We start from the raw sequence: 17,640 nt of genomic DNA, 5'->3' as shown, positions 1-17,640 counted from the left end.
TTTGATCTGGCGCAATAAACTGCGCCGGATCATCTGCAACATGGCCTCATGGATCATATTGCAAATCTGCGCCGCATGGGCCTGTTCGATGCGCGCGTGCCCCGCTACACCAGCTATCCGCCCGCCACTGCGTTCAACCCGGAGGTGGGCGCGGATTTTCAACGCGATTGCCTGACCAAGCTAGACCCCGCCGTGCCAATCTCGGTCTATATCCACATCCCGTTTTGCGAAAGGCTGTGCTGGTTCTGCGCTTGCGCGACGCAAGGCACGACCACGCTGAAACCCGTCGAGAATTATCTGCGCGTGGTCAAAATGGAACTGGCCATGCTGGCCCGCACCCTGCCTGCTGGCGTGAGCATGGGCCAGATGCATTGGGGCGGCGGCACGCCGACGATCTTGCCGCCCGACATGATCCGCGATCTGGCACAGGCGGTGATGGATGTAATCCCGCCTGCCCCGGATTTCCATTTCTCGGTCGAAATTGACCCGACCCTTGTCGATGATGCCAAGATCGCCATGCTGGCCGATATGGGGATGACCCGCGCAAGTATCGGCATTCAGGATTTCGCCCCCGATGTGCAAGCCGCGATTGGCCGCGACCAGAGCTTCGCCACGACCAAAGCCTGCGTCGACAGCCTGCGCGCGGCGGGTATCAAATCGCTGAACGCCGATCTTGTTTATGGCTTGCCGCATCAGACACCTGCCAAACTGGCCGACACGCTGGCAAAAGTCCGCGCGCTGGACCCTGACAGGATCGCGCTGTTCGGCTATGCGCATGTGCCGAATTTTTCCAAACGGCAAAAGCTGATTAATGAAACAGCCCTGCCGAGTGAGGAGGATCGCTATCACCTCGCCCAACAGGCCGCCCATGCCTTTGTCGCTGCGGGCTATCAGCCTATCGGGATCGACCATTTCGGCAAGCCCGATGACAGCCTGACCATTGCCGCCAACAGCGGTCGGCTCCGGCGCAATTTCCAAGGCTATACCGATGACACCTGCCCCACGCTGATCGGCATCGGCGCATCGTCCATCTCCCAATACGACGCGGGCTATGTACAGAACGCCTCTGCCACCGCCGCCTATATCGCCAGGATCGAGGCGGGGGATCTCGCGGGGCATCGCGGCTATACCATGACGCCAGAAGACCGCTTACGCGCACAGGCGATCAATATGCTGATGTGTGATTTTGAAATTGATCTCAATCTCTTATCGCGACATCCTCATGCAGATATCCTGACCCCCGTGCATCAGGCCATTCTGGATAACTTTGCCGGTTTCGTGGAACGCGATGGCGAGAAAATCAGAATCTTCCCCGCGGGGAAGGTTTTGACCCGGATCATCGCCAATGCCTATGACGGATTTAACGCGATGGCGGCACGGTATTCGCAAGCCTCTTGATCTTCGCCCCTGATGCGCCAGCTTATGGCGGTGAACAGGGGATCAGGTCATGGATATCATCAACTACATTTTCGTGCTGGCCAGCATCGGGCTGGGCGTTTTCGGCTGGCTGGCACCGCGCTATACGCTGGAAACGCTGGATTTGCAGGCGGGGCCGACAAATATGGGGCCATCCGAAATCCGCGCCTCGGCCGGGGCCTTGTTTATCGGCATGGGGCTGGGCGCGCTGATCCTTGGCAGCCCTGCGGCCTATGCGATGCTGGGCTTTTGCTGGTTGGGCGCATCGGTGGGCCGGGCGACATCTTTGGTGCTAGACGGGCAATCGCGCAAGAAATGGACGTTTTTCGGGGTCGAGGCTGTGGTGGGTCTGGGGGCGCTGGCGCTGAACCTGCCCCTTGCAATGTGACGGGCGAGCGCCTAAATCAAAAGTGTCCGCAAGGACTATGGATATAAACGCGCTCGTAATACGCGGATCGGACCCGGGGGCGGTACCCGGCGTCTCCACCAAACACTGCTCATTTGGCAGCCATGGGGACGAAACAGGATCGACGAACGTCTAAAGGGGTTTGCTTTATCTCGGTGAGTTACCACCGTTATCGGTACAAAAAAGCTAGTTGCAAATGACAACAAAGCACCAATGGCGATGGCTGCGTAAGCAGTCGGAACTATTGAAACCTTAAGCCCTATGGTTTTGCGACCATAGGCGGGGTCCGCAGGTACCTGGCAACAGAAACCTGCACCTAATCCCCTACATTATCGTGTGTGTCAAACGGCAGGCTTGCATCGTAATCGCCCGCTGCGCAGACTGTCATGATGTTGCGTAAAACGATCATTGCTGGCTGGTTGGCCATGGTACCGGCTATGGCAATGGCCTGCGAAACAGCATTGTTGTTGGCGATTGATGTCTCCAATTCTGTGGATGGCGCGGAATACCGGCTGCAGGCCGACGGTCTGGCCGATGCCTTGCAGGATTCCCAGATCGTCGAAACCATGGTCCGCGATCAGGTCGCTGTCGCCGTCGTGCAATGGTCCGGCGTGGATCAGCAGGCCTTGTCGATTCCCTGGACAAGGATCACCGGCCCCGGACTGGCGGCGCAAGTATCCGCGCAGGCACGCAGCATGGAACGTGCTTTCATCCTCTCCGGCACCGCCACTGGCGATGTGATCAGCGCCGCCCTGCCCCTGTTCGATCAGGTGCCCGATTGCAAACGCAAGGTGATCGACATATCGACCGACGGCACGGCCAATGCGGGCGATGACGTGCGTATGATCCGCACAAGGGCCGAGCGTGCGGGCGTCACGATCAACGGAATCGGGATTGAATCCATGGGCTTGACCATCACGAATTATTTACGCAGTTCTGTCATCACCCGCGACGGGTTCGTGATGACAGCGCGGATGCACCGCGATTATCCCGCAGCGATCAGGGCCAAGATCCTGCGCGAAATTACCAGAGTGATCAGCTAGGGCTATTGCAATGAAAGAATTATTCACGGTCTTTGGCCGGATCGGGCTGTTGTCCTTTGGCGGCCCTGCCGCACAGATCGCACTGATGCATCAGGAACTGGTCGATAAACGCGACTGGCTGAGCGAGGATCAGTTTCTGCGCGCCCTGTCGTTCTGCATGCTGCTACCGGGGCCAGAGGCGATGCAGCTTGCCACCTATGCCGGCTGGAAACGCGCCGGCATCCTGGGCGGGCTGATCGGCGGCGGGCTTTTCGTGCTGCCGGGGGCCATCGTGATCTCAGCACTTGCGTTGCTGTACGGGGCTTACGGCAACCTGTCTGCCGTGCAGGCTTTGTTCGTCGGCGTGCAGGCGACGGTGATTATCATCGTGATCGCCGCGCTGATCAAAATCGCCAAACGCGCGCTGGTCGGGCAGGCTTATCTCGCCATCGCGATACTGGCCTTTATCGCCCTGTTCTTCTTCGCCGTACCCTTCCCCATCGTCGTGCTGGTCGCTGGGATTGCCGGTGCGCTGATGCCCGGCCCCGCGACCGCGGCGCAGGCATTGCCATCCGGCAGCCTGCGCTCTGCCGCCCGCGTCGTGGTGATCGGTGGGGCCATCTGGGCAGCACCGGTGATCATCGTCGCGCTGACCGGCAGCGCATTCTTGCTGGATGTCGCGGCGTTCTTTTCGCTGCTCGCCGTCGTCACCTTTGGCGGGGCCTATGCGGTTTTGGCCTATATGACGCAAGAGGTCGTGTTTTCCTACGGCTGGTTGACGACGCCCCAAATGATGGATGCGCTGGGGCTGGCAGAAACCACGCCCGGCCCGCTGATCCTTGTCACGCAATTCGTGGCCATGATCGCAGGTCTGGCGCAGGGCGGCGTCGGGCTTTCCATCGCCGCAGGCGCGCTGACGCTCTGGGTCACTTTCGTGCCTTGTTTCATCTGGATTTTCGCCGGTGCGCCCTTGATCGACTGGCTTGACGGCAGGCCCCGGTTGCGCGCGGCCTTGGCCGGGATCACGGCGGCGGTTGTCGGTGTCATCGCCAATCTGTCGCTGTGGTTCGCGCTGCATGTAATCTTTGACAGCGTCACGCGGACGCAAGCGGGCGTGATCAACATGGTCATCCCCGACCCTGCCAGCCTGCAACCTGTGGCGCTGCTGTTGATCGCTGTCGCCGGGGTGCTTTTGCTGCTGCTGAAATGGTCGCTGCTGCGGGTTTTGCCGCTGGTCGCCCTGCTCGGGCTCGGTCTGATCACGGTGATCGGCGGCAGTTAAGGTCACCTCTTTTCATGCCGCCCGAATCCCCTATGCTAAGCGCAGTTCCGAAGGAGTAGCGCCGTGCCTGATACCATCGATTATGGAAACCTGATGCATCGCGCCATGCGCGGATTGATCCAGCAGGTTCTGACTGGCGTTGCGCAGAATGGCTTGCCCGGCAGCCACCATTTCTTTGTCACCTTCGATACGATGCATCCTGACGTTGAAATCGCCGATTGGCTGTCAGACCGTTATCCGGGGGAAATGACCGTCGTGATCCAGCATTGGTTTGCCAATCTGGACGTCACGGATGAAGGTTTCACCATCACGCTGAATTTCGGCGATAATCCCGAAACGCTCTATATCCCTTACGACGCGATCAAGACTTTCGTGGACCCTTCCGTCGAATTCGGCCTGCGGTTCGAGACGCAGGATGAAAAGCCCGCACCAGAAGCGCCGATGCATGAAATGGCCGAACCCGAAGACGCCAAACCGGGTGAAAGGAAAGAGGCAGAGGTTGTCAGCCTCGACAAATTCCGCAAATAGCACGGCTTGCGATCCCCTGACCGGCTGCTAAAACCCTTTGGAACCCGAAAACCGAAGGATCATGTCATGACCGCCACCCGCACAGAAACCGACAGCTTTGGCCCGTTGGAGGTCCAGGCGGACCGCTATTGGGGCGCGCAGACACAACGCTCGATTCTGAATTTCCCGATCGGCTGGGAAAAGCAGCCTGTCGCCATCGTGCGCGGTTTGGGCGTGATCAAACAGGCCTGCGCAATTGCCAACAAGGACCGTGGCAAGCTGGATGCAAAACTGGCCGATGCGATCATTGCGGCGGCTGCAGAGGTCGTGGCAGGCAAGCTCGACGATCATTTCCCGCTGGTGGTCTGGCAGACAGGCTCTGGCACGCAATCGAATATGAACGCCAATGAGGTGATCAGCAACCGCGCCATTGAAATGCTGGGCGGCGTGATCGGATCGAAGGACCCGATTCACCCTAATGACCATGTGAATATGGGGCAATCCTCCAACGACACTTTCCCCACCGCCATGCATATCGCCATCGCGATGACCGCGCGCGATGTGCTGCTGCCGGGGTTGGAAAAACTGCATGCCGCCTTGGCCGCCAAGCAGGATGAATTCAGCGACATCATCAAGATCGGCCGCACCCATACGATGGATGCGACACCGCTGACCTTGGGGCAGGAATTTTCCGGCTATACCCATCAGGTCGCCATGGGCATCCGCCGGATCAAATCCGCCCTGCCCGCGATCTATGAACTCGCCCAAGGCGGCACGGCGGTCGGCACCGGGCTGAACAGCCCTGTCGGCTGGGGTGAGACTGTGGCCGCCCATATGGCCGAGATCACCGGCCTGCCCTTTGTCACCGCACCCAATAAATTTGAGGCATTGGCCGCGCATGACGCACTTGTCGAAATGTCGGGTGCTTTGAAAACCGTCGCTGCCAGCCTTTACAAGATCGCCTGCGATATCCGCATGCTCGGCTCTGGCCCGCGCTGCGGCCTTGGCGAATTGATGCTGCCGGAAAACGAACCCGGATCATCCATCATGCCCGGCAAGGTCAACCCGACCCAGGTGGAGGCGATCACCCAGGTCTGCGCCCATGTCATGGGCAATGACGCGGCAGTCGGGTTCGCCGGGAGCCAAGGGCATTTTGAGCTGAACGTGATGAAACCGATGATGGCCTATAACGTGCTGCAATCCATGCAATTGCTGGGCGATTCTGCCGGGGCTTTCACCGATAATTGCGTCGCGGGTATTCAGGCAGACCGCACACGGATCGAAAAACTGATGCGGGAATCCCTGATGCTGGTCACAGCACTTGCCCCCACCATCGGCTATGATAACGCGACCACGGTAGCAAAGACGGCGCATAAGAACGGCACGACGCTGAAGGAAGAAGCGATCAAGCTGGGCTTTGTGGATGAAGCGACATTCGACAAGGTCGTGCGCCCCGAAGACATGATCGGACCGAAGTGAAGCTGATCAATCTGAACAAAGCGCGCAAGACCCGTGATCGCGCGGCGGACAAGGCCAAGGCAGATGAAAATGCCATCCGCTTTGGCCGGACCAAGGCCGAGCGGGTGCTGGATGCGGCCCGCGTCCAGCAAGCCAGCGACAGATTGTCGCAGCTTAAATTCGAGGATGAGTAATTGACCCATCAACGCCCCGCAAAAAGGTCACTGACCCTGCGGGGCCATCGCACCAGCGTCACGCTGGAAGATATATTCTGGAAAACGTTCTGCAATATCGCCGCAGAAGATCACAAGACAATCAATGGCTTGGCGGCAGAAATTGATGCAAACCGCGGGGATATCGGCCTCGCCTCTGCGATCCGCATTCATGTGTTGGAACGCTGTCTGGCCCGCATTCAGTCTTTCGAATAAAGCGCACCGCGCAAAGACGACAATGTCGCGCGTTCACGCTTTTCCGCATCATTCAGCTTGGCCGGTTCGGCAGACTTATTCGCTGCTTTCGGCACTGATTTGTCGAATAATCTGGCGACATCCCGCGCAGATAACGTCTTTTTCACGTTAGAAATATGATCTTTTTGCGGTTTACGCCCAAACAGACGCCGCCAAGCCTGTAAAGAAGATCCTGGCACTGCAATAGTCATCGTATCCTCCGTAAACGATTTCCTTCTATATGTATGACTAGCTTTTACCTGTCAACAATAGGGCCGGGTTGCGCAGGCCAACAACCGCTTGTTTGGCGGCACCGCGCCGCGCAGTCAACGCCACATTTCTGACTGATTTCAGGCCGCCCGCCGCGTTTTTTTCGTCACACTTTGGCACGCTGGCGGATCGACAGGCTGATCCCGTGTTTGGCCCGCACCGTCAGATGTGCCGCTGGCACCGGCACCTGCCCTGCCACCGGATCAAACCGGAATTGCTCCACCAATTGCGCCAGCAAGACAACACCTTCGATCATAGCAAAGCCTGCCCCGGTGCAGACGCGCGGCCCGGCAGAAAACGGCATATAACCATCGCGCTGCGCCGTTTTGCTGGTCGGGTCCTGCCAGCGCGCGGGGTCAAACCCATCAGGATTGTCCCAGATCCGCTCATGCCGGTGCAGATGCCAAGGCGACAACACGATCTGCGCGCCTTTTGGCACAGCACGGTCACGAAACCGCGCGGCGGTGCTCGCTTCGCGCACCATCATCGGCACGGGCGGATAAAGGCGCAATGCCTCACGAAAGACATCGCGCGTCACCGCCAGTTTCGACAGATCGCTGAATTGGCCGGTGAAACCCGCAGCCTCTGCCGCGACCCTGTCTTGCCAGTCAGGATGCGTCGCCAGCAGATAGAGCGCCCATGCCAAAGCCGAGGCGCTGGTTTCATGCCCCGCCAGAAAGAAAATCGCGACCTGATCGACCATTTCGCCTTTGCTGAAAACCTTGCCCGTCTGCGGGTCCGGCGTTGTCATGATCTTGGTTGCCAGATCATCGGGTGCTGTGCCAGCGGCAATCAGGTCCAGCCGGGCCTGTGTCAGATCGGCGATCAACCGGCGGATCGCGCTTGCCTGCCGCCGCACACCGCGCCGGAAAAACCGGGGCATCCAGCGCGGACCGGGCAGAAAGGCGGCCAGGTTCAGGATCGGCTGCGCCTGTTGATAGGCCTGAAACCTTTGGTAAACCTCTTGCGCAGTGGCATCCTCGATCGGGATCGAGAATAATGTGCGGAAAATCACATCAGCCGCGATATGGCTTGCCTCTGCATCGATCAGCTGCGGCCTGCCATCTGCCAGCGCGTTCAGACGTGCGCAGCCCGCCTGCCCCGCCGCGACGATGCCGGGAAAAGTATCACGCAGCCGCCCGCCCTCAAATGCGGGGTCAATGATCCGGCGTTGCGCTTTCCATTGCGCGCCATTGGTCAGGAACACGCTGTCCCCCAGCAAAGGCCGCAACCCCGCACCGATCCGGTCAGATTTGGGATAGTCATCGGGGTTGTCCTTCAACACCTCGCGCAGCAATTTGGGATCGTTGATCATGAAACTGCGAAAGAACGGCGTGCGGAACTCCGCCATCCATGCCCGATAGAGCCGCGCCGGCTGCGCCGACAGAATATCCTGCCGGAACAAACGCAGATACCGCCAGAGCGACACTTTATCTGCGCGCGGCACCGGTTTTGGCGGCAGATCATTCATGGCGCAAGCGAGGTATATTTCGACACCGGCACATCGATACGCGATTTCGATGGCGCACGATCCCGGAAACGATCCGATAGGGTCACTGGCCCGGCAGTGATCTGGAAATAATCATAATCCTTCGGCTGATCAAAGGCGCAAAGATATTGAAAATGCAGCCGGAAAAACCGCCAGCGCAAGGTTTTCCAACGCGCGGCGGATAGCGTCTGGGTAAAGGCCGCCGAGATCACCAGCGGCCATTGTTTGCCCGGCGGTGTGACGCCACTGACCGCCACCGGATCACATAGCGCGAAACAGCAGCCATCGCCGGGAGCTGTGACATCGACCCAGGTCAGGGCGTCCTGGGTGGCCAGATAGGCCAGATCGGCGCGCAACTGCCGCGCTTTGGGCAGGAAAGACACCATCGGCACCACCTGCCCCAGCGACAGGAACCCCAGTTTCGGCCCATCCGCAGGGACATGGCCCGCGCGGATCAGATCGGCAATCACATGCACCGCCAAATGTGCGCCCGAGGAATGGCCGACGATCAGGACTTCATCGCTGTCACCTTGCAAGGCCGTGGCGATCTGATCGGTGAATACCGCAAGACGGGCTTTCAGCGCGGGCGGGGTCGCGCCCCAATATTGTGAACTGAATGCATAATCATGCATCAGATAATGCGCGAAAATCCGATTGTCCTGCGCCTTGAACCAACGCAACAGGACCACGGCGGCGCCACCAAGAATGCCCAGTTTGACGGCAAAGGCCAGCCAGCCGATACCCGCAGCGACGATACCGCCGCCGAGGCCCAGAGCAGTGACAGCGCCGTTCAACCCCGCCTCTGCAAGCCGCCCCAGCAGCCAGCCTATCAGCACAGCCATCACCAATTGCGCCAAAAGCACGCCAACCGGATAAAGTGCCGCAATCACCGGCCCTTTGCGCATCCACATCAAGCGCCGCAATGTGCCGGTGCTGATATAGATCCATGCGGTCAGGAAAAGCTGGCGATAGGTTGCCCATATGGATTGCGCCATGCTGTCGCGCACGATGTCGGACCAGACCAGCACATCGATCCGGGCTTCGACCTTCTGGCCTGCGGTGTCGCTTTGCACTATCCAATGAAACCCGTCGCCCACAGATCCGGCCTGCACCGCGATACCATAACCGCTGATCTGCGCCTGTGCGGCGCCTTCACTGCGATAAAGTTCGCGGTAACGGCGCGGATGGATCGGGTCATAGCCCGGAATATGGAACACCCGGCGGCGGCTGACGCGCGTCTTGTCCTTGGTCATCGCCACCTGTTCCCGTTTACCACGACACCGAGTTTAACCCACGGTGGCGAGTAATGGAAAGCGTTCCAACAACCAATAGCTGAATGCCGCAAATTGCCCGGTGATCATCATCAGCCCAACAGTCCAGAGTAGCAGACCGGATGTCGCCTCGATCTGGCGCATGTGGCGTTTCATCCAGCCCATGACACCCTTCAGCCTTGGGAAGAATGCTGCAACCAACAGGAAGGGAATGCCAAGGCCAATCGCATAGGCGCCGAGCAGAAATGTGCCCCGGCTGACATCGGCCTCTGACGCGGCAAGGCTGAGGATCGCGCCCAGCACTGGCCCCAGACAGGGCGTCCAGCCAAAGGCAAAGGCGAGGCCCAGCAGATAGGCACCAAAGGCCGATCCGCCCTTGTCGCCCGCATCGATCCGCGCCTCGCGGTCCAGAAAACCGATCCGGTAGACGCCCACGAAATGCGCGCCGAGGATCATCACAACCAGACCCGCGACAAGGACGAAATATTCCTGCACGCCAAGCAGCATCCGCCCCATGGTGGAAAAGGCGATGCCGAGCAGCAGGAACACCGTCGACAGGCCCAGCACAAAGAACAGCGCCGCGACAAAGACCCGCCGCCGGGCGTTGCGCGTGGTTTCCATCTCGCTGACTGAGACGCCGCCCATATAGGCCAGATAGGGCGGCACCACCGGCAGCACGCAGGGGCTGAGAAACGACAGCACGCCCGCCGCCAAAGCGACCAGAAGTGCCGGGATCAGTCCGGCATCGAAGATCAGGCTTGTATCCAACATCCTGTGGTTCCTATCGCAGTGATCCGGCATCGTCACGGGGGGATGCGTCACATCTTGGTGGACAAAGTGAAACATGCATCCTAATTCCGGGTCATGATACATGATGCCGATCTTGATGCCCGTGGATTGCTCTGCCCTTTGCCGGTGCTGAAGGCCCGCAAACGGCTTGTGCCGCTGGCCGCGGGTCAGGTGCTGCGCATGCTGGCCGATGATCCGGCGGCGATTGTCGATGTGCCGCATTTCTGCGCGGAAGCCGGGCATGTCTTGCTGGACTGCCGCGATGGTGAGGATGGGCAGATCTATCTGATCCGTAAAGGCTGATTGCGGGCGTTGTCAGGGGCGCTGCCCCTCGGCGCGTGCCGCGCCTCACCCCGAAGTATTTTTGGAAAAAAGAAGACACGAATGCCGCAATGGCAACGCAAAACGCCGCCCCCGGTGACAGGGGCGGCGTTGGTGGTTCAGCGGGTCAGTGACCACCAGCCTTTACGGCGGGGTTTGTCTGACGCGGAGTCTTCGGCCTCCGGCTCTGCGGCGGGTGTCTGCTCTTGGGCTGCTTGTGGCGCGGGCTCTGCTTGTGGCGCAGGTTCCGCGACTGGCGGTGTCACAACAGGTTCTGCTGTGACCGTGTCAGCTTCGGTCGCTTCTGCCTTTTCCGCCACGACCTTGGCTTTGGGCTTGGCGCGGCTGCGCGGCTTTGGCTTTTCCGCCTCTGGCGCGGGCGTCTCACCAGCAGCCTCAGCCGCTTCTGCCGCCTTTTGCGCTGCAGTTTTGCGCGGCGTGCGCTTGCGCGGGGCGCGGGTTTTCACCTCTGCGGCGGGTTCCGCCTCTGCCACGGGGTCTGGCGCGGCCTCAGCTTGCGCTGCCTCTGGCTGTGCTTCAACTTCTGGCTTTGGCGTCTTGCGGGTATAGGTGCGGCTGCGCTTGGGCTTTTCAGCCGGTGCAGTCTCTGGCTCGGACCCTTCCGTCACGGGTGCTGCGACCTGATCACCGTTTTCGGTCTGGTGGTTAGCCTCGCCATTGCCCTCATCCTGACGCGGACCACCGGACCGGCGCCGCCGACGACGGCTGCGCTTGCGCTTGGGCCGGGTTTCGCCATTGCCGGTGTCGTTGGCATGCGCCACAGCCGCTTCGACGACTTCTGCCGGGGTGACGGGTTCTTCATCCTCATCGGGGGTTTCGATGATCAGATCATCGGCCTCTTCTTCCTCCATCATCACGGTGCTCGCGATGATCGGTGCGGCTTCGGGCACGACGCGGGTGGCGGTTTTGAACTTTTCGACCACAAAATCGGGCGAGATCAGCGTCGGATCACATTCGATCCGCACCGACATGCCATAGCGTGCCTCGACGTCGGCGATGTTTTCGCGTTTGCCGTTCATCAGGAAATTGGCGATGGCGATGGGCGCGCGGACCAACACCTCTTTGCTGCGGGCGCGCACGCCTTCTTCTTCCAGCTGACGCAGGATCGACAGGGCGACGTTATCGTCGGACCGCAACAGACCCGTGCCATGGCAATGCGGGCACATCTGTGTCGTGGCTTCCAGCATGCCGGGGCGCAGGCGCTGGCGCGACATTTCCATCAGGCCGAAACCGGAAATCCGGCCCACCTGAATCCGCGCCCGGTCGGTTTTCAGCGCCTCTTTGAAGCGTTTTTCGACAGATGCATTGTTCTTGCGTTCGTCCATATCAATGAAATCGATCACGATCAGGCCCGCAAGGTCGCGCAGACGCAATTGGCGCGCGACTTCGTCCGCAGCTTCAAGATTGGTTTTCAGCGCAGTCTGTTCGATCGACCCTTCCTTGGTGGCACGACCAGAGTTGACGTCAATCGCGACCAAAGCCTCTGTGATGCCGATCACGATATAGCCGCCCGAAGGCAGTTGTACGGTCGGGTTGAACATGCCGCCAAGATAGGTTTCGACCTGATAGCGCGCGTAAAGCGGCATCTGTTCGGCGTAGAATTTCACATTCTTGGCATGCGACGGCATGATCATCCGCATGAAATCCTTGGCCGAGCGATAGCCCGCCTCGCCCGCGACGATGACCTCGTCGATATCCTTGGAATAAAGATCGCGGATCGAACGTTTGATCAGATCGCCTTCTTCATAGATTTTCGCCGGTGCGATGGATTTCAGCGTGAGTTCGCGAATCTGTTCCCACATCCGTTGCAGATATTCGTAATCGCGCTTGATTTCCGCCTTGGTGCGTTGCGACCCGGCGGTGCGGATGATCAGACCGGCGCCATCGGGCACGGTCATTTCACCGGCGATTTCCTTCAGCTTTTTGCGGTCCACGGCATTGGTGATCTTGCGGGAAATGCCACCACCACGCGCGGTATTGGGCATCAGCACGCAATAGCGACCGGCCAGCGACAGATAGGTGGTCAGCGCCGCGCCCTTGTTGCCGCGTTCTTCTTTCACGACCTGGATCAGCAGGATCTGGCGGACCTTGATGACTTCCTGAATTTTATACCGGCGCGGGCGCGGTTTGCGCGCGGGGCGCATTTCTTCGATATCGTCAGCCTCGGCCACGCTTTCGATACCATCTTCGGATTGGTCATCCTCGATATCATCATCCGCCGCGGGCGTTTCGACCGGCGTTTCGCCGACCAGTTCCATGGGCGAGCTGCCTTCCAGATCATCATCCAGATCAATGGTTTCCAGCCCGGCAGGATCATCCGATGTGGCAACCGGATCAGTACCATCGACAGAGGCGGCGCGCGCCTTATTGGTGCGTGTGCGGCGGCGTGGTTTGGGGGCATCCTCTGCCTCTTCCTCGACCCGCAGGCTTTCGGCATAGGCGCGTTCTTCCGCCATCAGCGCCTCGCGGTCGGCGACGGGGATCTGGTAATAATCCGGGTGGATTTCCGCAAAGGCCAGGAAACCATGGCGATTGCCGCCATAATCCACAAAGGCGGCCTGCAGCGATGGTTCGACCCGGGTTACCTTGGCAAGGTAGATGTTGCCCGCCAGCTGGCGTTTGAATTGGCTTTCAAAATCAAATTCTTCGACTTTGTTTCCGTCTACCACCACAACGCGGGTTTCTTCCGCATGTGTGGCGTCTATCAACATTTTCTTTGGCATTTTGTCCATTCGCATATGGCGCGTCCGGCCCCCCGGGGGGTGCAGCAATCCGCACGATATGTCTGATTAAGGCGTGCGTGGCGCGGGCAGAAATGGCGCCCCTCGGGGCTGCCAATGTCTTGCCTGAATGTTGCGCGCGTTGCATCGCGTTTCTTCTCCGACACCGGATCTGGTCCTGTGCCCGTTCAAGGCCCGGTCTGCGTCAAATGGCGCGCGACCAAGGGCGTTTTTCTGACCCCGAAGGATCAAATCAGCCACCACAGCGGTGATCATCGATCAAACTGTAGCAGAGAATTCCGATCAGGCATCACCGCGCAACCAAAGCACGAGCACCCGTAAACAATACATAAGGGACATTTGGCCCCCTGCACAAGTGGGTCTGTGCAAAGGGCCTGAAATGGCCGTAGATCAGATATAATCTGACCGTTGCAGCGAATATTTCGCCATCTTTTCGTTCAGCGTGCGGCGCGGCAGGCAAAGTTCATCCATCACGGCAACAATCGACCCGCGATGCCGGCGCATGGTGTTGTCGATCAGCATGCGTTCAAACGCTTCGACGAATTCCTTCAGCGGCTTGCCTTCGGTGGTCATCGCCGATTGGGTATCTTCGGTCTCATTCATCAAAAGCGATGCAATCGATCCGCTGCCGCGCCGGTTTTGCAGCACCGCGCGTTCAGCCACATTGATCAATTGCCGGACATTGCCCGGCCAAGGGGCCTGCAACAATTGCGCGGCTTCCTGCGCGCTGACCTGTGGCGCTTCGCAGCCATATTCATCGGCGAATTCCTCGCTCAGACGGGTGAAGAGCGTCAGAATATCCTCGCCGCGCTGGCGCAACGGCGGCACCGTGATCCGCAAAGCGGCAAGTCGATAGAACAGATCAGGGCGCAGCACGCTTTCGCAGGTCTTGTCCTGTTCCTGCAGATTGCAGATCGCGACAATGCGGGTTTCGGCAGGCGTGCCTTGGTCATTAATCGCGGTCAAAAGGCGCGCTTGCAGCGCGTGGCTCAGCGCCTCGATATCTTCCAGCACCAAGGTGCCACCGCGCGCCTCTTCCACGGCGGGGATCGGCTCGTCATGGTTGGTCGGGCCAAAGATCATCCGCGTCAGCGTGTCTTCGTCATAGGCAGAACAGCTGATCAGCACGAATTTGCGGTTGGCCCGCGCGCCCACGGCATGCAGCGCATGGGCGACCAGCGTCTTGCCGGTCCCCGTCTCACCCTCGATCAGCACATGACCATCGGCCTGACCCAGATCAAGAATATCTTCCTTCAACCGTTCCATCGCAGGCGATCCGCCGATCAGTTTCTTCATGAGCGACGATCCGTCCGAGAGTTCCCGGCGCAAAGCCCGGTTATCCAGCGTCAGACGGCGGGCATGGGTGGCTTTCTTGGCAAGTTCGGTCATCCGGTCGGGGTTGAACGGCTTTTCCAGAAAATCAAAAGCGCCGATCCGCATCGCCTCGACCGCCATCGGCACATCGCCGTGGCCGGTGATCATGATCACCGGCAAGGTGCTGTCGACACCTTTGAGTTTTTTCAGAAACTGCATCCCGTCCATGCCGGGCATCTTGATGTCACTGACAACGATCCCAGGGTAATCGCTGCCCAATCCTTTCAAGGCATCCTCGGCACTGGCAAAGGTTTCGGTGTCAAATCCCGACAGGGCCAGCCATTGGCTGATCGACTGGCGCATGTCTTTTTCGTCATCGACAATCGCGATCTTCATGGCTTTGCTCATGGTCTCAATCCTATTCTGCCGCCGCCCGGCTTTGTTTCAGCGCGGGAAGCTGGACTTCAAATATCGCACCGCCACGCGCAGCATTGCGCGCGGTCAGGCGTCCGCCCAAGTCGTTGACGATCCCGGAAGAGATGGCAAGCCCCAGCCCCATCCCATCACCGGGTTGTTTGGTTGTGTAAAATGGCGTGAACAGCTCATCCAGATCGGCGATGCCTTCGCCGTTGTCGTGGATCTGCAGACTGACGGTATCCCCCGCCGCCAGCAAAATCTCGATCGTCGGATCATGCGACGTCTTGGTCGCGTCCAACGCATTGCGCAGCAGGTTGATGATCACCTGTTCCAGCCGCAGCCGATCCCCCAGAATCATCACCGGCTCATTGGGCAAGGTGCGGATGATATTGACCGTCCGCGTCTTCAGTTGCGGCTCCATCATCGCCAGCGCCGATGACACTGCGGCCCGTGTATCCACAGGTTCAAAGGCATCCGATCCCTTGCGCGCATAGGATTTGAGCTGCCGGGTGATCGCGCCCATCCGTTCCAGCAGATCATCGATGCGCTGGAACGAAGACAACGCCTCTTCCGGGCGCTGGCGTTGCAGCAACAACCGCGCACCCGCCAGATAGGTTTTCATCGCCGCCAAAGGCTGGTTCAGCTCATGGCTGACCGCCGCCGACATCTCACCCAATGCCGCCAGTTTCGACGATTGCGCGATGGTCTGTTCGGCCACTTGAAGGGTTTTTTCGACCTTCTCTCTTTCGGCGATTTCCCGCTGCAAACGGCGGTTCAATGCGCGCAATTCGGCTGACTCGCGCTGGAACAACACCATGCGCGACGCGGTCTGGCGCGACATGAACCAGAAAGCGATCGCCAGAATGATCGCAAAACCCATGACTTGCAGCGCCAGGATGCCATTCACCTTTTCACGCACCGAATCATAGGTGGTGAAATTGACGATCCGCCAGCCCTGATGCGGCACACGGGATTCGCGGCGCAGCACGGCCTCGCCCCGCAGATAGGCCTCTGCCGGGCTGCTCGCCCAGGATTGCGTCGCGCGCAAAGCCCGCTCAATCGCCGATGACGCGGGCTGGCGTGCAAGGGCCGCCTGTTCCGAAAAACCACGCCACAAAGGCTCAGTAGACATGATGATCGTGCCATCGGCATCGGTGACGAAAACCGCATCGGTCACCCCGGCCCAACCGCGTTCCATCCGGCCCACATCGACCTCAACCATGATCGTGCCCAAAGGCTCACCCGTGGTCTCGATCTTGCGCGAATAGATGAAAGCATAGCCGCCATCCGGCCGGTGATGCGTGGAATAAACCGTGCGATTGCTCCGCAATGCATTGATAAAATATGCATTCTCGCTGTGATCAATACCCAGCTCTTCGCGGTTGGTCGCCGCCACCGCGCGCCCGTTACTGTCCAGCAGGGTCAAAGACGCAGCGCCGATTTCCTCGACAAAGGTCAAAAGCCGCGCGGTGGATAAGGAATAATCCCGGCTGGTCAGCGCCGCGATCAGTTCCGGATCACGCGCCAAAAGCTGCGGCACCACCGAATTGCGCTGCAACTCGCTCATCAGATTGGCGCTATAGAGCGCCAGCCGCAATTCCGCGCGGTTGCTGATGGTTTCGGTATAGCGCTGGGTCATCAGCTGATTGGTGAAATAGATCACCGTCGCCGCAAAGATCGTGAACAGCGCAAGCGATACCCGCAGATACCAGCGGCCTGCGGAACGTCTGGAGTTTTGCGCGACTAATTCACCCATCGGAGCAGTTTAGATCGCCCGCAGAGGTTCAGCAATGACCAAGCTCACGCCTGCACCACCTGCCCGACCAATTCCCGGAACAGCGCCTGACCATCGGTGCCGCCATGCCCCTGATCAACCGCACGTTCTGGATGCGGCATCATCCCCAGCACACGGCGGTTTTCCGACAACACACCGGCGATATCCGCGACCGACCCGTTCAGCGGGCTGGCATAGCGGAAGGCGATCCGGTCGTCGCCCTGCATCTGTGCCAGAATAGCGGGATCAACCGTGTAATTGCCATCATGATGCGCGACCGGCAGGCGCAGAGCCTGCCCCGCCTGATATCCGGCAGTGAATGCAGAATCAGCGGTTTCTACAGTCAAATCAACGGTTTTGCAGATAAACTTCAACTCCGCATTGCGCATCAAAGCACCCGGCAGCAGACCGGTTTCGGTCAGCACCTGAAACCCGTTGCAGACACCCAGCACATAGCCACCGCGCTCCGCATGGGCAACAACCGCGCGACAGATCGGCGATTGCGCGGCAATCGCGCCACAGCGCAGGTAGTCGCCAAACGAAAACCCACCGGGGATCGCGACCAGATCGACGGCGTCAGGCAGGCTGGCATCCTTATGCCAGACCATGGTCACATTGGCACCGGCGGCACGCAAAGCGACGGCCATGTCACGGTCACAATTCGAACCGGGGAAAACGACGACAGCGGCGCGCATC

General features: G+C 59.6%; 17 protein-coding genes and 1 other RNA gene. 10 read left to right on the top strand and 8 right to left on the bottom strand.

Features of this window, described 5'->3' with window-relative positions:
• Nucleotides 1-48 precede the first annotated feature (48 nt).
• The 9 genes from hemN to VOY09_RS07220 all read left to right on the top strand — a co-directional run bounded on the left by hemN (nt 49) and on the right by VOY09_RS07220 (nt 6,519).
• The gene (gene hemN / locus VOY09_RS07260) at nt 49-1,398 is read left to right on the top strand and encodes an oxygen-independent coproporphyrinogen III oxidase (RefSeq protein ID WP_322893735.1); all 1,350 of its coding nucleotides are present in this window, start codon (nt 49-51) and stop codon (nt 1,396-1,398) included.
• 49 nt (nt 1,399-1,447) lie between these two features.
• On the top strand, nt 1,448-1,804 hold the full coding sequence (locus VOY09_RS07255; protein WP_322893734.1) for a DUF4345 family protein: 357 nt from the start codon (nt 1,448-1,450) through the stop codon (nt 1,802-1,804).
• Nucleotides 1,790-2,139, top strand: a transfer-messenger RNA (tmRNA) gene (gene ssrA / locus VOY09_RS07250). Before VOY09_RS07255 ends, ssrA begins: the two co-directional genes overlap by 15 nt.
• Nucleotides 2,140-2,265: 126 nt before the next feature.
• Nucleotides 2,266-2,865, top strand: coding sequence for a DUF1194 domain-containing protein (locus VOY09_RS07245; RefSeq protein ID WP_323811272.1), 600 nt, complete (start codon nt 2,266-2,268; stop codon nt 2,863-2,865).
• Nucleotides 2,866-2,875: 10 nt separating this feature from the next.
• Entirely contained in the window at nt 2,876-4,126 is a 1,251-nt protein-coding gene (gene chrA / locus VOY09_RS07240) for a chromate efflux transporter (RefSeq protein ID WP_322893732.1), read from the top strand.
• A gap of 63 nt (nt 4,127-4,189) precedes the next feature.
• Nucleotides 4,190-4,654, top strand: a complete 465-nt coding sequence (locus VOY09_RS07235) for an SspB family protein (protein WP_322893731.1) — start codon at nt 4,190-4,192, stop codon at nt 4,652-4,654.
• Nucleotides 4,655-4,720: 66 nt separating this feature from the next.
• The gene (fumC, locus tag VOY09_RS07230) at nt 4,721-6,112 is read left to right on the top strand and encodes a class II fumarate hydratase (RefSeq protein WP_322893730.1); all 1,392 of its coding nucleotides are present in this window, start codon (nt 4,721-4,723) and stop codon (nt 6,110-6,112) included.
• Nucleotides 6,109-6,285, top strand: coding sequence for a DUF4169 family protein (locus tag VOY09_RS07225; protein ID WP_322893729.1), 177 nt, complete (start codon nt 6,109-6,111; stop codon nt 6,283-6,285). The genes fumC and VOY09_RS07225 overlap by 4 nt, the downstream gene beginning before the upstream one ends.
• Complete coding sequence (locus VOY09_RS07220; protein WP_322893728.1) at nt 6,286-6,519, top strand: ribbon-helix-helix domain-containing protein; 234 nt, start codon at nt 6,286-6,288, stop codon at nt 6,517-6,519.
• Here VOY09_RS07220 and VOY09_RS07215 read toward each other — a convergent pair.
• From VOY09_RS07215 to VOY09_RS07200, 4 genes are all read right to left on the bottom strand, one after another.
• Entirely contained in the window at nt 6,504-6,749 is a 246-nt protein-coding gene (locus VOY09_RS07215) for a hypothetical protein (RefSeq protein ID WP_322893727.1), read from the bottom strand. The two genes, VOY09_RS07220 and VOY09_RS07215, sit on opposite strands and share 16 nt — an antisense overlap.
• Nucleotides 6,750-6,913: 164 nt before the next feature.
• Complete coding sequence (locus VOY09_RS07210) at nt 6,914-8,278, bottom strand: cytochrome P450 (protein ID WP_322893726.1); 1,365 nt, start codon at nt 8,276-8,278, stop codon at nt 6,914-6,916.
• On the bottom strand, nt 8,275-9,549 hold the full coding sequence (locus tag VOY09_RS07205; protein WP_322893725.1) for a hypothetical protein: 1,275 nt from the start codon (nt 9,547-9,549) through the stop codon (nt 8,275-8,277). Before VOY09_RS07205 ends, VOY09_RS07210 begins: the two co-directional genes overlap by 4 nt.
• Before the next feature lie 33 nt (nt 9,550-9,582).
• Nucleotides 9,583-10,338 carry a cytochrome c biogenesis CcdA family protein gene (locus tag VOY09_RS07200; protein ID WP_322893724.1) on the bottom strand — a complete coding sequence of 252 codons (756 nt, stop codon included), beginning with the start codon at nt 10,336-10,338 and terminating at the stop codon, nt 9,583-9,585.
• A 93-nt stretch (nt 10,339-10,431) separates the two neighbouring features.
• Here VOY09_RS07200 and VOY09_RS07195 point away from each other — a divergent pair, with 93 nt between their 5' ends.
• Entirely contained in the window at nt 10,432-10,659 is a 228-nt protein-coding gene (locus VOY09_RS07195; RefSeq protein ID WP_322893723.1) for a sulfurtransferase TusA family protein, read from the top strand.
• Between the two features lie 137 nt (nt 10,660-10,796).
• Here VOY09_RS07195 and VOY09_RS07190 read toward each other — a convergent pair whose 3' ends face one another.
• The 4 genes from VOY09_RS07190 to purQ all read right to left on the bottom strand — a co-directional run bounded on the left by VOY09_RS07190 (nt 10,797) and on the right by purQ (nt 17,639).
• Complete coding sequence (locus tag VOY09_RS07190; RefSeq protein WP_323811271.1) at nt 10,797-13,421, bottom strand: Rne/Rng family ribonuclease; 2,625 nt, start codon at nt 13,419-13,421, stop codon at nt 10,797-10,799.
• Nucleotides 13,422-13,829: 408 nt separating this feature from the next.
• On the bottom strand, nt 13,830-15,161 hold the full coding sequence (locus VOY09_RS07185; protein WP_322893721.1) for a sigma-54 dependent transcriptional regulator: 1,332 nt from the start codon (nt 15,159-15,161) through the stop codon (nt 13,830-13,832).
• Nucleotides 15,162-15,171: 10 nt separating this feature from the next.
• A complete protein-coding gene (locus VOY09_RS07180; RefSeq protein ID WP_322893720.1) occupies nt 15,172-16,926 on the bottom strand; it encodes a sensor histidine kinase in 1,755 nt (584 codons plus the stop codon).
• Between the two features lie 44 nt (nt 16,927-16,970).
• Nucleotides 16,971-17,639, bottom strand: coding sequence for a phosphoribosylformylglycinamidine synthase subunit PurQ (gene purQ, locus VOY09_RS07175; RefSeq protein WP_322893719.1), 669 nt, complete (start codon nt 17,637-17,639; stop codon nt 16,971-16,973).
• Between the last annotated feature and the right edge of the window lies 1 nt (nt 17,640).

Source organism: Yoonia sp. 67-2, from assembly GCF_035117555.1.
In the GTDB taxonomy this organism is placed as follows: domain Bacteria; phylum Pseudomonadota; class Alphaproteobacteria; order Rhodobacterales; family Rhodobacteraceae; genus Yoonia.
This window is presented reverse-complemented; position numbering and strand designations above follow the sequence as displayed.

What these genes read in the sequence shown, in the direction of transcription:
- fumC (WP_322893730.1), top strand. Translation starts at nt 4,721, where the DNA reads ATGACCGCCACCCGCACAGAAACCGACAGCTTTGGCCCGTTGGAGGTC.
- chrA (WP_322893732.1), top strand. Translation starts at nt 2,876, where the DNA reads ATGAAAGAATTATTCACGGTCTTTGGCCGGATCGGGCTGTTGTCCTTT.
- VOY09_RS07255 (WP_322893734.1), top strand. Translation starts at nt 1,448, where the DNA reads ATGGATATCATCAACTACATTTTCGTGCTGGCCAGCATCGGGCTGGGC.
- hemN (WP_322893735.1), top strand. Translation starts at nt 49, where the DNA reads ATGGATCATATTGCAAATCTGCGCCGCATGGGCCTGTTCGATGCGCGC.
- VOY09_RS07205 (WP_322893725.1), bottom strand. Translation starts at nt 9,549, where the DNA reads ATGACCAAGGACAAGACGCGCGTCAGCCGCCGCCGGGTGTTCCATATT.
- purQ (WP_322893719.1), bottom strand. Translation starts at nt 17,639, where the DNA reads ATGCGCGCCGCTGTCGTCGTTTTCCCCGGTTCGAATTGTGACCGTGAC.
- VOY09_RS07185 (WP_322893721.1), bottom strand. Translation starts at nt 15,161, where the DNA reads ATGAGCAAAGCCATGAAGATCGCGATTGTCGATGACGAAAAAGACATG.
- VOY09_RS07190 (WP_323811271.1), bottom strand. Translation starts at nt 13,421, where the DNA reads ATGCCAAAGAAAATGTTGATAGACGCCACACATGCGGAAGAAACCCGC.
- VOY09_RS07180 (WP_322893720.1), bottom strand. Translation starts at nt 16,926, where the DNA reads ATGGGTGAATTAGTCGCGCAAAACTCCAGACGTTCCGCAGGCCGCTGG.
- VOY09_RS07215 (WP_322893727.1), bottom strand. Translation starts at nt 6,749, where the DNA reads ATGACTATTGCAGTGCCAGGATCTTCTTTACAGGCTTGGCGGCGTCTG.
- VOY09_RS07195 (WP_322893723.1), top strand. Translation starts at nt 10,432, where the DNA reads ATGATACATGATGCCGATCTTGATGCCCGTGGATTGCTCTGCCCTTTG.
- VOY09_RS07245 (WP_323811272.1), top strand. Translation starts at nt 2,266, where the DNA reads ATGGCCTGCGAAACAGCATTGTTGTTGGCGATTGATGTCTCCAATTCT.
- VOY09_RS07200 (WP_322893724.1), bottom strand. Translation starts at nt 10,338, where the DNA reads ATGTTGGATACAAGCCTGATCTTCGATGCCGGACTGATCCCGGCACTT.
- VOY09_RS07210 (WP_322893726.1), bottom strand. Translation starts at nt 8,278, where the DNA reads ATGAATGATCTGCCGCCAAAACCGGTGCCGCGCGCAGATAAAGTGTCG.